At 62.4% G+C, this 13,716-nt stretch carries 9 protein-coding genes; 7 read left to right on the top strand and 2 right to left on the bottom strand.

The genetic code is table 11. The features are described 5' to 3' along the window. Together AC3ISR_RS18845 and AC3ISR_RS18840 are read right to left on the bottom strand one after the other, a co-directional pair. A complete protein-coding gene (locus AC3ISR_RS18845; RefSeq protein WP_463983394.1) occupies positions 1–3,279 on the bottom strand; it encodes a sensor domain-containing protein in 3,279 nt (1,092 codons plus the stop codon). A 65-nt stretch (positions 3,280–3,344) separates the two neighbouring features. Continuing rightward, entirely contained in the window at positions 3,345–4,235 is an 891-nt protein-coding gene (locus AC3ISR_RS18840) for a LysR family transcriptional regulator (protein WP_192296843.1), read from the bottom strand. Positions 4,236–4,375: 140 nt separating this feature from the next. Between AC3ISR_RS18840 and leuC the strand changes: the two genes are divergently transcribed. The 7 genes from leuC to AC3ISR_RS18805 all read left to right on the top strand — a co-directional run bounded on the left by leuC (position 4,376) and on the right by AC3ISR_RS18805 (position 13,676). Then, the gene (leuC, locus tag AC3ISR_RS18835; RefSeq protein ID WP_192296842.1) at positions 4,376–5,794 is read left to right on the top strand and encodes a 3-isopropylmalate dehydratase large subunit; all 1,419 of its coding nucleotides are present in this window, start codon (positions 4,376–4,378) and stop codon (positions 5,792–5,794) included. A gap of 10 nt (positions 5,795–5,804) precedes the next feature. Next, on the top strand, positions 5,805–6,449 hold the full coding sequence (gene leuD, locus AC3ISR_RS18830) for a 3-isopropylmalate dehydratase small subunit (RefSeq protein ID WP_015884976.1): 645 nt from the start codon (positions 5,805–5,807) through the stop codon (positions 6,447–6,449). A 146-nt stretch (positions 6,450–6,595) separates the two neighbouring features. After that, entirely contained in the window at positions 6,596–7,360 is a 765-nt protein-coding gene (locus AC3ISR_RS18825) for a class I SAM-dependent methyltransferase (protein ID WP_463983395.1), read from the top strand. Between the two features lie 53 nt (positions 7,361–7,413). Next, positions 7,414–8,496: a 3-isopropylmalate dehydrogenase gene (gene leuB, locus AC3ISR_RS18820; protein ID WP_021491199.1), complete on the top strand. Its 1,083-nt coding sequence runs from the start codon at positions 7,414–7,416 to the stop codon at positions 8,494–8,496. Positions 8,497–8,560: 64 nt separating this feature from the next. After that, positions 8,561–9,673 (top strand): aspartate-semialdehyde dehydrogenase, encoded by a 1,113-nt coding sequence (gene asd / locus AC3ISR_RS18815; RefSeq protein WP_192296839.1) that lies wholly within the window; start codon positions 8,561–8,563, stop codon positions 9,671–9,673. Between the two features lie 250 nt (positions 9,674–9,923). After that, the gene (locus AC3ISR_RS18810; RefSeq protein ID WP_192296838.1) at positions 9,924–10,934 is read left to right on the top strand and encodes an aspartate-semialdehyde dehydrogenase; all 1,011 of its coding nucleotides are present in this window, start codon (positions 9,924–9,926) and stop codon (positions 10,932–10,934) included. Between the two features lie 162 nt (positions 10,935–11,096). After that, positions 11,097–13,676: a FimV family protein gene (locus tag AC3ISR_RS18805; protein ID WP_192296837.1), complete on the top strand. Its 2,580-nt coding sequence runs from the start codon at positions 11,097–11,099 to the stop codon at positions 13,674–13,676. Positions 13,677–13,716 lie beyond the last annotated feature (40 nt).

Raw genomic sequence — 13,716 nt, 5'->3', positions numbered from 1 at the left:
CTATTCCAGCAAGCGCCTGAACGCCTCAATCGGCAACGGCCGACTGTGCAGATACCCCTGAAACACATGGCACCCCAACCGTTGCAGGAACGCCAACTGCTCCAGTGTTTCCACACCCTCGGCAATCACTTCCAGGTTCAGGCTGCGAGCCATGGCCACGATGGCGCGGATGATTTCCGCGTCGTTCGGGTCATGAGTCGCATCGCGCACAAACGACTGGTCGATCTTCAGTGCATCCACCGGCAGGCGCTTGAGGTAGGTCAGCGATGAATAGCCGGTGCCGAAATCATCCATCGCGAAGCTCACGCCGAGCTTTTTCAGGCGGCGCATCTTGGCCACGGTGTCGTCCAGGTTCTGGATCACGATGCCTTCGGTAATCTCCAGTTTCAGCAGGCTGTAGGGCAGGTCGTGCTGATCGAGGCTGTGCACCACGCGTTCAACGAAGTCGTTCTGGCGAAACTGCCGGGGGCTGATATTCACGCACAGGCTGAAGCGCAACGGGTCCACCAGGCCGTCAGAGATCAATTGCTGAAATGCACCGCAGGCTTCATCGAGAATCCAGGTGCCGACTTCCAGGATCAGCCCGCTGTCCTCCAGCACCTTGATGAACTCGGCAGGGGACTGCGCGCCCAGTTGCGGGTGCTGCCAGCGCACCAGGGCTTCGGCGCCGATGATGTGGTTGCCGCGTGCATCGACCTGGGGTTGGTAGTGCACGCTGAATTCGCCGCGTGACAGGGCCAGGCGCAGGTCGGTTTCCATGCGCAGGCGTTCGCTGGCGGTTCTTTGCATGCTGTTGTGGAACATCTGCGTGGTGTTGCGCCCCGAATCCTTGGCGCGGTACAGGGCGATGTCGGCGCGCTTGAGCAGGTCGGCCGGCGTCGAGCCATGGTCGGGGATCAGCGCTACGCCAATGCTCGGGGTGACCTGCAGGCGGTGGCCGTCGAGAAACATCGGCTCCGAGAGCAACTCACGCAGGGTGTCGGCCAATTCCTGCACCTGGGTACTGACCTGCGAACGCGTGCCGTCGAGGCCGCTGAGCAGTACCACAAACTCATCGCCGCCCAGGCGGGCCACGGTGTCTTCCATGCGCACGCTGGCTTCCAGGCGGGCGGTGACGATTTTCAGCACGGTGTCGCCGACCGGGTGGCCAAGGGAATCGTTGATGTGCTTGAAGTGGTCCAGGTCCAGGAACAGCAGCGCGCCTCGCAGGTTGTGGCGCTTGAGCAGGGCGATCTGCTGGCTCAGGCGGTCCATCAGTAGGGCGCGGTTGGGCAGGTTGGTCAGCGGGTCATGGTAGGCCAGGTGGCGGATCTGCGCCTGGGCATTCTTCAACAGGCTCACATCGCGGGCGGTCAGCAGCAGGCACGGCGTTTCATTCAGGGTGATCGGCTCGACCGAAACTTCCACCGCCAACACATCGCCGCGCTTGTTGTGCCAAAGCATCTCCAGGTGGTGGATGCGCCCCTTGATCTGCAATTCAGCCAGCAGCGCCGAGCGTTGGTTTTCATCGGCCCAGATGCCGATTTGATACAGCGTGAGCCCGATGGCTTCTTCCGCGCGGTAACCCGTGAGGCGGCAAAAGCCATCGTTGACCTCGACATACCGACCGGTGTCGCGCTCGGTAATGGAAATGGCGTCGGGGCTGGAATGGAACGCCTTGGCGAACTTCTCTTCGCTGGCCTTGAGCGCGGCTTCCGAGCGTTGCTGCTGGGTGATGTCGCGCAAGGTGGTGACGATGCACGGTTGGTCGCCGACCTTGATCAGCCGGCTGGCGATCACGCAGGTCAGGCTTCGCCCATCCTTGTGGCGAGCGATGATGGCCACATTGCTCAATGACTGTTCGCGAATCACCCGCTCGATGCGTTGCAGGCGCTTGCTGGAGTCGTCCCACAGGCCGATCTGCTCGGCACTTTTGTCGAGCACTTCGGCCGCGGTCCAGCCAAAGGTCTGGGTAAACGCGGGGTTGATTTCGATAAATACGCCGCTGTCCAGGCCGGTGACGCAGATCGGATCGGGGCTGGCCTGGAACAGGCTGGCGAATTTCTCTTCGGAGGCGCTCAGGCGTTGCTCGCGTTCGACCTGGTCGGTGATGTCCAGCAGGGTGCCGGCCATACGCAATGGCGCGCCCTTTTCGTCGCGGTAGAGGCGCGCGCGGCTTTCCAGGTAGCGCGAACTGCCGTCCTCCATGGGCACGCGGTAGGTCAGTTGGTAGTTGCCGGCCGGGCCTTCGCGCAGGGTGCGATAGGCATTGCGCATGTTGTCGCGTTCTTCATCGGGCATGCCTTCGAAAAACGCGTCGAAGGACTCGTGGAACGGCTCGGGTGGCAGGCCGTGCAGTTGCGCGGCGCGAGCCGAGCCGTAGAGCATGCCGGTGGGAATGTGCCAGTCCCAGGTGCCCAGTTGCGCGGAATTGAGCGCCAGGTCGAGGCGTTCCTGGCTGTCCTTGAGCGCCTGATCGGCGTTTTTGCGTTCGGTGGTGTCAACAAAGGTGCTGATCAGATAAGCCTCACCCTCCAGCTCGACCTTTTGCGCGCTGAGGGTGCCATCGTGGATCTGGCCGTTGCTGGCGCAAAACTGCACCTCCATGGTGATCGGCTCGCCCTTGCGCTGAGTAGCCTTGACCAGCTGCGCGCGCTGCTCGGGGTGGCGCCACAGGCCCAGGTCCAGGGTGGTGCGGCCGATGGCATCGGCGACCGGCCAGCCGAAATGGATCTCGAAATACTGGTTGGCTTCACTGATCAAGCCGTCGGCCTGGCGGGTCAACAGCACCATGTTCGGGCATAGGTGAAACAGCGTGGCGAAGCGCTTTTCGGAGTGGCCGAGGGCGGTTTCCCGTTCACGCTGCTGGGTGATCTCACGGATCACCCCGATCATCCGACGCCGCCCGGTCTTGTCCGGCGCCAGGCTGCCGTTGATTTCCAGCCAGTGATAGCTGCCGTCGGGCCACTGGATGCGGTGGCGCATCGCCTGCTCGAACGGTTCGCCGGCCAGCACCGCATGGAAGGCCCGCACGACCTTGGCGCGGTCGGCCGGGGCGAGCAGGTCGAGGTAATCCAGGTCTTTGGGCAGTGGCGCGCGCGGGTCGAAGCCGAACAGCGCCTGGGTCCCCCGTGACCAACTGATCCTGCCGGTGTCGATTTCCCAGCACCATGCCCCCAGCCGGGCACCGTTGAGGGCTGCCAGCAATTGCGGGGCGCTGTCCCAGCTCTGTTCCGCCTCTTGGGGGTCCAGAGCGTAAATGCGGGGCAGGGGTGGCACGGAATCGACGGGATTGCGCATTATCAAAGGGCCTTGGCTCAATGGGCGTAAGGCGCGGTTTCACGTAAACCTGAGGCCGCACGGCTTCATGCCGGTATTCCTGGCAGATCGACCTGTGCATCCAATAGGCTCATGAAAGCCCGCGCTGCGTTCGACAACGTCCTTTCGGTGTGCACGATATAGCCTAGCTGGCGACTGAGTTGTATGCCCGGTAAAGCGATGCTCGCCACCTGATCATCCAGCATGGTGCGCGGCAAGACGCTCCAGGCCAGGCCGATGGACACCATCATCTTGATAGTTTCCAGGTAGTTAGTACTCATCGCGATGTTCGGCGTCAGGCCCTGGGCTTCGAACAAGCGCCTGACGATATGGTGTGTAAAGGTGTTGCCGCCGGGAAAAACCGCCGGATGACCGGCAATATCGGCCAGGCTGACGTGGCCGTTGCTGGTCAGGCTGTGCTCCGGCGCCACGACAAAATCCAGCGGGTCATCCCAGACCGGGGTCGCACGCACCAGGTGATGGGGGTCGGGCGCGAGGGTGATCACTGCCACCTCGGCGCGGCCGTGGAGGATTTCCTCGTAGGCCACTTCCGAATCGAGGAACTGAATATCCAGCGCCACGTTCGGGTATTTACGGGTAAAGGTGCGCAACACGGGCGGCAGGCGGTGCAGGCCGATGTGGTGACTGGTGGCCAGGGTCAGGCGCCCGCTGACTTCGCCCGTCAGGTTGGTGAGGGCGCGACGGGTGTCGTCCAGCACGTTGAGAATCTGATAAGCCCGTGGCAATAGGGCCCGCCCGGCCTCGGTCAAGCCGACTTCGCGGCCCAGGCGGTCGAACAGGCGCACCTTCAATTGTTGCTCCAGGCCGGCAATGCGTTTGCTGATGGCCGGCTGGGTCAGGTGCAGGCGCTCACCGGCTCCGGAGAAGCTGCCGGTCTCGGCGATGGCAATAAAGGCATTGAGGTTGGCCAGGTCCATGGTTGTATTCCAGTTGGTAATCCAAAGCATAAAAAATATGAATTTGAGTTATTTAATGTAGCGCCATACCATCAGCCTCACAAGCCAAAGGGTTATTGAAATGCCCAGGGCATAGAAAGACCGATGATGAGGACCGACTGATGGCCGGCAAAACGCTTTACGACAAACTTTGGGATTCCCATGAAGTGAAACGGCGCGACGATGGCTCGTCGCTGATCTATATCGACCGTCACATCATCCATGAAGTGACCTCGCCACAAGCGTTCGAAGGCCTGCGGCTGGCAGGGCGCAAGCTTTGGCGCGTCGACTCCATCATCGCCACCCCGGACCACAACGTACCGACCACCCCGGAACGCAAGGGCGGCATCGACGCGATCGTCGACACCGTGTCGCGTTTGCAGGTGCAAACCCTCGATGACTACTGCGACGAATATGGCATCACCGAATTCAAGATGAATGACGTGCGTCAAGGGATTGTCCACGTGATCGGCCCGGAGCAGGGTGCAACCTTGCCGGGTATGACGGTGGTCTGCGGCGACTCCCACACCTCCACCCACGGTGCCTTCGGTGCCTTGGCCCACGGCATCGGCACGTCCGAGGTTGAGCATGTGTTCGCGACCCAGTGCCTGGTCGCCAAAAAGATGAAGAACATGCTGGTGCGCGTCGAAGGCCAATTGCCGTTCGGCGTGACCGCCAAGGACATCGTCCTCGCCGTGATCGGCAAGATCGGCACCGCCGGCGGTAACGGGCATGCCATCGAGTTCGCCGGCAGCGCGATTCGCGACTTGTCCATCGAAGGCCGCATGACTATTTGCAACATGTCCATCGAAGCCGGTGCCCGTGTGGGCATGGTGGCGGCGGACGAAAAGACCGTTGAATACGTCAAGGGCCGCCCATTCGCACCGACCGGCGCAGACTGGGACGCTGCCGTCGAAGCCTGGAAAGACCTGGTCTCCGACGCCGACGCGGTGTTCGACACCGTGGTCGAACTCGATGCCGCACAGATCAAGCCGCAAGTCAGCTGGGGCACCTCGCCGGAAATGGTCCTGGCCGTCGACCAGAACGTGCCGGACCCGGCCAAGGAAGCCGATCTGGTCAAGCGCGGTTCCATCGAACGTGCCCTGAAGTACATGGGCTTGCAGGCCAACCAGGCGATCACCGACATCCAGTTGGACCGCGTGTTCATCGGCTCCTGCACCAACTCGCGGATCGAAGACCTGCGCGCTGCGGCGGTGATCGCCAAGGGCCGCAAAGTCGCCTCGACCATCAAGCAAGCCATCGTGGTGCCGGGTTCGGGCCTGGTGAAGGCACAAGCCGAAGCCGAAGGCCTGGACAAGATCTTCCTCGAAGCCGGTTTTGAGTGGCGCGAGCCGGGCTGCTCGATGTGCCTGGCGATGAACCCGGACCGCCTGGAGTCGGGCGAGCATTGCGCGTCCACCTCCAACCGTAACTTCGAAGGGCGCCAGGGCGCCGGTGGGCGTACCCACCTGGTCAGCCCGGCCATGGCTGCTGCGGCGGCCGTCAACGGTCGTTTCATCGACGTTCGCGAATTGATCTGAGGAATACCCGATGCGTGCTTTTACCCAACACACCGGCCTTGTCGCCCCTTTGGATCGCGCCAACGTCGACACCGACCAGATCATCCCCAAGCAGTTCTTGAAGTCGATCAAACGCACCGGTTTCGGCCCGAACCTGTTCGACGAGTGGCGCTACCTGGACGTGGGCTACGCCTACCAGGACAACTCCAAGCGCCCGCTGAACAAGGACTTCGTGCTCAACGCCGAACGTTACCAGGGTGCCAGCGTGTTGCTCGCCCGCGAGAACTTCGGTTGCGGCTCCAGCCGTGAACACGCGCCGTGGGCCCTGGAAGAATATGGCTTTCGCAGCATCATTGCGCCGAGCTATGCCGATATCTTCTTCAACAACAGCTTCAAGAACGGCTTGCTGCCGATCATCTTGAGCGACGCAGAAGTCGACGAGTTGTTCAAGCAGGTGGAAGCCGAAGAGGGCTACCAGCTGACCGTCGACCTGGCCGCGCAAACCGTGACCCGTCCGGATGGCAAGGTGTATCACTTTGAGGTCGATGCGTTCCGCAAGCACTGCCTGATCAACGGCCTGGACGATATTGGCCTGACCTTGCAGGACGGCGATGCAATTGCCGCCTTTGAAGCCAAGCACCGGGCTAGCCAGCCTTGGTTGTTTCGCGATGCCTGATTTGATGTAAGCAGGACTGGCCCTTTCGCGAGCAAGCCCGCTCCCACATTCGACCGAGTTCCTTCAGTTGAAATGCGGCCAAATGTGGGAGCGGGCTTGCTCGCGAAGACGGCAGCACAAACACCGTAAGTCCCAAGGAAACCCTCATGACCACCACCGCCCACACCCAAGTCGTGCAAAAACAATTCGGCGAACAAGCCTCGGCCTACCTGAGCAGTGCCGTGCACGCCCAGGGCACCGAGTTCGCGCTGCTCCAGGCCGAACTGGCCGGGCAGGGCGCTGCACGACTGCTGGATCTGGGCTGCGGTGCCGGTCATGTCAGCTTTCACGTCGCCCCTCTGGTTAAAGAGGTGGTGGCCTACGACCTTTCCCAGCAGATGCTCGATGTCGTCGCGGGCGCTGCAAACGATCGGGGCCTGGACAATATCCGCACCGTCCATGGCGCCGCCGAGCGCCTGCCGTTCGCCGATGGCGAGTTCGACTTCGTGTTCAGCCGCTACTCGGCGCACCACTGGAGCGACGTCGGCCTGGCCCTGCGCGAAGTGCGCCGGGTGCTCAAGCCGGGCGGGGTAGTGGCGTTTGTCGATGTCTTGTCACCGGGCAGCCCGCTGTTGGACACTTACCTGCAAACCGTCGAAGTGCTGCGCGACACCAGCCACGTACGCGATTACTCCGCCGCCGAATGGATGCAGCTGCTCAGCGAGTCCGGCCTGCATGTGCGTAACAGCAGCCGCCAGCGCCTGCGCCTGGAATACACCTCGTGGGTCGAGCGCATGCGCACGCCCGAAGTGCTGCGCGCTGCCATCCTTGAGCTGCAACGGGCGATGGGCCAGGAAGTACGCGATTACTACGAGATTCAAGCCGACGGCACCTTCAGCACCGACGTGCTGGTGGTGTTTGCCGAGCGCTGAGCAATTTTTCCCGACCTGCCCGCGGGCGGGTCGCTTGATGAAATGAGGAACCCATGAGCAAGCAGATTCTGATTCTCCCTGGCGACGGTATTGGTCCGGAAATCATGGCCGAAGCGGTCAAGGTGCTGGAGCTCGCCAACAGCAAGTACAGCCTGGGCTTTGAACTGAGCCACGACGTGATCGGCGGTGCCGCCATCGACAAGCATGGCGTGCCACTGGCCGACGAAACCCTGGACCGCGCCCGCGCGGCCGACGCCGTGCTGCTCGGCGCCGTGGGTGGCCCGAAGTGGGACAAGATCGAACGTGACATCCGCCCTGAGCGCGGCTTGCTGAAAATCCGTGCGCAACTGGGCCTGTTCGGCAACCTGCGCCCGGCGATCCTCTACCCGCAGCTGGCTGACGCGTCGAGCCTCAAGCCGGAAGTGGTCGCGGGCCTGGACATCCTCATCGTGCGCGAGCTGACCGGCGGTATCTACTTCGGCTCGCCACGTGGCGTGCGCGAGCTGGAAAACGGCGAACGCCAGGCCTACGACACCCTGCCGTACAGCGAGAGCGAAATCCGCCGTATCGCCCGTGTCGGTTTCGACATGGCCCGTGTGCGTGGCAAGAAAGTCTGCTCGGTCGACAAGGCCAACGTGCTGGCCTCCAGCCAACTGTGGCGCGAAATCGTCGAAGAAGTGGCCAAGGACTACCCGGATGTCGAGCTGAGCCACATGTACGTCGATAACGCCGCCATGCAGTTGGTGCGTGCGCCCAAGCAGTTCGACGTGATCGTTACCGACAACCTGTTCGGCGACATCCTGTCCGACCAGGCGTCGATGCTCACCGGCTCCATCGGCATGCTGCCGTCGGCGTCCCTGGACACCAACAACAAGGGCATGTACGAGCCTTGCCACGGCTCGGCGCCGGACATCGCGGGCCAGGGCATTGCCAACCCGCTGGCGACTATCTTGTCGGTGTCGATGATGCTGCGTTACAGCTTCAACCTGAGCGAAGCGGCGGATGCCATCGAGAAGGCCGTGAGCCTGGTGCTGGATCAGGGTTTGCGCACCGGCGACATCTGGTCGCAGGGTTGCACCAAGGTTGGGACGCAAGAAATGGGCGACGCAGTAGTCGCCGCGCTGCGGAATCTGTAATCTCTCGGGCCCGCTTGCAGTTGTTGCTGCAAGGCGGCCCACTTTTTAACAAGGTGTAGTTGCGATGAAACGTGTAGGTCTGATCGGTTGGCGCGGTATGGTCGGTTCCGTGCTCATGCAGCGGATGCTGGAAGAGCAGGATTTCGATCTTATTGAGCCGGTGTTTTTCACCACTTCGAACGTGGGTGGCCAAGGCCCGTCCGTGGGCAAGGATATTGCCCCGCTCAAGGACGCCTACAGCATTGAAGAGCTGAAAACCCTCGACGTGATTGTGACCTGTCAGGGTGGCGACTACACCAGTGAAGTCTTCCCCAAGCTGCGTGAAGCCGGCTGGCAGGGTTACTGGATCGATGCTGCATCGAGCCTGCGTATGCAGGACGACGCCGTGATCATCCTGGACCCGGTGAACCGCAAGGTCATCGACCAGCAGCTGGATGCGGGCACCAAGAACTACGTCGGCGGCAACTGCACCGTCAGCCTGATGCTGATGGGCCTGGGTGGCTTGTTCGAAGCCGGCCTGGTCGAGTGGATGAGCGCCATGACCTATCAGGCGGCCTCCGGTGCCGGTGCGCAGAATATGCGTGAGCTGATCAAGCAGATGGGCGCAACCCACGCGGCCGTCGCCGATCAACTGGCCGACCCGGCCAGCGCGATCCTCGACATCGACCGTCGTGTGGCTGAAGCCATGCGCAGCGATGCGTACCCGACCGAGAACTTCGGCGTGCCGTTGGCCGGTAGCTTGATCCCGTGGATCGACAAGGAACTGCCGAACGGCCAGAGCCGCGAAGAGTGGAAGGCCCAGGCCGAGACCAACAAGATCCTCGGTCGCTTCAAGAGCCCGATCCCGGTGGATGGCATCTGCGTGCGTATCGGCGCGATGCGCTGCCACAGCCAGGCGCTGACCATCAAGCTGAACAAAGACGTGCCGATCGCTGATATCGAAGCGTTGATCAGCTCGCACAACCCATGGGTCAAGCTGGTGCCGAACAACCGCGACATCAGCATGCAGGAGCTGAGCCCGACGAAGGTCACCGGTACCCTGAATGTACCCGTGGGCCGTCTGCGCAAGCTGAACATGGGCAGCCAGTTCCTGGGCGCGTTCACGGTTGGCGACCAACTGTTGTGGGGCGCGGCTGAACCGCTGCGGCGCATGCTGCGGATCTTGCTGGAGCGTTGATCGCTTGAGGCAATCAGGAAACCCGCGCTCTGGTGACAGGCGCGGGTTTTTTGTTGTGCTTTCGGGCCTCTTCGCGAGCAAGCCCGCTCCCACATTTGATTGCATTTCAATTGGAGAAACTCGGTCGAATGTGGGAGCGGGCTTGCTCGCGAAGAGGCCATCAGCGACACCCCAAGACCCGGTCCAATTGCCTCACCCCCAACCACCCGGTAAAGTGCCGCTCCCCCCCGCAATGCCCGAGGCAGCCCCCATGACCCAGACCTTTGAAATCGCCGTGATCGGCGCCACCGGCACCGTGGGTGAGACCCTGGTGCAGATCCTCGAAGAACTGGATTTCCCGGTGGGTACCCTGTATCTGCTGGCTGGCAGCAACTCGGCGGGGGCATCGGTGCCGTTTCGCGGCAAGAACGTGCGGGTCAAGGAAGTCGACGAATTTGACTTCAGCAAGGCGCAGCTGGCGTTCTTTGCAGCCGGGCCGGCCGTCACCCTGAGTTTCGCCCCGCGCGCCACGGCAGCCGGGTGTGCGGTGATCGACCTGTCGGGTGCCTTGCCTGCCGAACAGGCGCCGCCGGTGGTGCCGGAGGCGAATGCGCAGGTCCTCAAGGGCCTGAAAAAACCTTTCCAGCTTGCCAGCCCGAGCCCGTCCGCAACCAACCTGGCGGTGGTCCTGGCGCCATTGCGTGGCTTGCTGGACATCCAGCGCGTGAGTGTCACCGCCAGCCTGGCCGTGTCTGCCCAGGGGCGCGAAGCCGTCAGCGAGCTGGCGCGGCAAACCGCTGAACTGCTGAACGTGCGCCCGCTGGAGCCGAAGTTCTTTGATCGGCAAATGGCCTTCAACCTGTTGGCACAAGTCGGTACGCCAGATGCCCAAGGTCATACAGCCCTTGAGAAACGTCTCGTACACGAACTGCGCGCGGTGCTGGAAACTCCTTTACTAAAGATTTCCGCAACTTGCGTTCAAGCCCCGGTGTTTTTTGGCGATAGCCTGACAGTGTCATTGCAGCTGGGTGCAGCGGTCGACCTCGCCGCCGTCAACCGCGCACTCGACGCAGCGCCGGGTGTAGAGCTGGTGGAGGAGGGTGATTACCCAACCGCGGTTGGCGACGCAGTCGGACAAGACGTGGTGTATGTCGGACGGGTTCGCGCAGGTGTGGATGATCCGTCGGAACTAAATCTGTGGCTGACGTCAGATAACGTACGCAAAGGCGCGGCACTGAACGCCGTACAGCTGGCACAGTTGTTGATAAAAGACCTTGCGTAAAAGATACTTGGCGGCAATTTGTAGATTGATTCTAACCAGGCGCTATGCTTGGCCCCAAGCTGGAAAAGTTGCGCGTCGGTGACCTATCGGCTCGCCATGCCTAATGGCAGCGGTTACCAACCTTCTCGCAGGCCGGGGAGTGTTCAAACAAAGGATGAGGCTATGGTTCAAGTTCGCAAACTGGTGTTAGCAATAGCGGCCGCCTCGGCGCTGTCCTCCGGTATGGCGCAGGCGCTGCAACTTGGGGAGATGACCCTCAAGTCGAAGTTGAACCAGCCCTTGTCGGTGGAAATCGAATTGCTTGATGTCGGCGGCCTCACGGCATCCGAGATCACGCCGAGCCTGGCTTCCTCCCAGGCGTTTGTGGATGCGGGCGTGGATCGCCAGGCGTTCCTCAATGACCTGACCTTTACCCCCGTGATCAATCCCAGTGGCCGCAGCGTGGTGCGCGTCACCTCCAGCAAGCCGCTTCCGGAATCCTACGTACGTTTCCTGTTGCAGGTGCAGTGGCCCAATGGTCGTCTGATGCGCGACTACAGCGTGCTGCTTGATCCCGCCAAATTTGAACAACCGGCAGCTGCCGCCCCAGCGCCGCGCTTGTCGGCGCCGGCGAGTGCCGCGCCCGCTGCACCTGCCGCCCCTGTCGTAAGCAAGCCGAACCAGCACACCACGACTTCTCACGACACCTTGTGGGAAATTGCCGCGAAGAACCGCAACGGCGGCTCGGTCCAACAGACCATGCTGGCGATCCAGGCACTCAACCCTGGCGCCTTTATCGATGGCAACATCAACCGCTTGAAGACCGGCCAGGTCCTGCGCCTGCCGGATACCGTACAAAGCACCGCGCTGCCACAGCCACAGGCGATTGCCGAAGTCACCGCGCAAAACGCCGCCTGGCGCCAGGGCCGTCGCTCGGCGACCAATCAAGTCGCGGGCAAGCAGCAACTGGATGCCACCAAGCGCACCCAGGCGGGCAATGCGCCGTCGAGCACCACGACCAAGGACAACCTGAGCCTGGTCTCGGCCGAGTCCGCCAAAAAGGGCGCGAAAGGCAAGGCCGCTGACGGCCGCGCCCTGAGCGACAAGCTGGCGATGACCCAGGAAGAGCTGGACACCACCCGTCGCGACAACGCCGAGCTGAAAAGCCGTGCGGCGGACCTGCAAAGCCAGTTGGACAAGTTGCAAAAGCTGATTCAACTGAAAAACGACCAGTTGGCGCGTTTGCAGGCTGAAAAAGGTGATCCCGCTGCGGCAGCTGCAACGGCACCCATCTCTGCACAATTGGCTGGCGAGCCGGCCGCGACGACGCCTGCCGCTCCGGTAGCGGCGCCCGTTCCTGCGCCTGTCCCGGCGGCGCCTGCGCCTGAGCCGATCAAGCCTGAAGCGGCACCTGCCAGCGCGGACGACAAATTCAACGACCTGCTGACCAATCCGGTGGTGCTGGGTGTGATCGGTGGCGCGGCGGGCCTGGTGGTGTTGTTGCTCCTGCTGCTGTGGGCGCGCCATCGCAATGCCCGTCGCGAAGAGGAAAAGCACCTGCGCATGGCCCGTGCCCTGGCCGAAGAACCGGTGTTCACCTCCGATATTGACCAGGATCTGCCACCGGACAGCTTCGAGGGTCTGGAAGTCCCGCCGCCGAACGTCAAGCTGTCAGCCGCTCCGGCGCCTGCGCCTGCCCCTGTGGTCGAGCAGACAGTCGTGCCAACCGTCGCCTCGGTGCTCTCGCCGCTGGCAGTGGCCGTTGCCCCGGTCAACGCCAACGATGCGCTGGCCCAGGCCCAATCCCTTGTCGACCGCGGCCATCTGAACCAGGCCGCCGACGTATTGGAGCAAGCGATCAAGCACGAACCCAAGCGCAGCGATTTGCGCTTGAAGCTGATGGAGGTCTACGGCCTGCAAAACGACAAGGACGGCTTTGTCACCCAGGAGCGCCAGCTGGTAGCCAACGGTGAGAACCATGCCCAGGTCGAGCAGCTCAAGTCACGCTTCCCGGCCATGGCCGTGCTCGCGGCGGGTGTCAGCGCCGCAGTGGCCGCCGCCGCCCTGGACGCTCAATACGTCAAGGACCTGCTGGAAGACAAGCCGGTGGCACCGGCACCGGCACCTGAGGCCTTCGAGACTGATTTCGACCTGAGCCTGGATGAATTGGAAGCCGCTTCGCCTGCCAGCCTGGACGATGAGTTGAGTTTTGAGTCGGTGCTGCAACAGCAGACCGAAGCCAAGGCCAGCCCGGACGACCTGTCCGACTTTGATTTGGACCTGCAACTCGATGAGCCGGCTTCGGCGCAGGCCGATGACGACTTCCTGTCAGGCCTTGAAGAGCAGATGCAGGATGTGCCTGCCGTCGAGCCGCCGACCCTGACGCCCGCTGCGCTGGACGATTTTGACCTGCCGGAAGACTTCGACCTGTCCCTGGCCGACGAGCCTGAAGCGGCTGCCAAGCCTGATGCCTTTGCGTCCGAGCTGGATGACGTCAACGCTGAGCTGGATCGTCTGTCCCAGAGCCTGGAGCATCCGCCTATCGAGCCATCCTTTACCGCTGAAGATGCGGCGCTGGGTGGTGATGAGCCGGAGTTCGACTTCCTGTCCGGAACCGATGAAGTAGCGACCAAGCTGGACTTGGCTCAGGCGTACATCGACATGGGTGATGCTGATGGCGCGCGGGACATCCTGTCCGAAGTGCTGACCGAAGGTGACGAGTCTCAGCGCGGCGAGGCCAAGGAAATGCTCGGCCGCATTTGAAGGGTAACGAAAATCCACTGTGGGGGCGGGCTTGCCCGCG

The organism is Pseudomonas sp. GL_117 (assembly GCF_057835125.1).
Note: the sequence above shows the minus strand (reverse complement) of the source record. Positions and strands in the feature narration are given on the sequence as shown.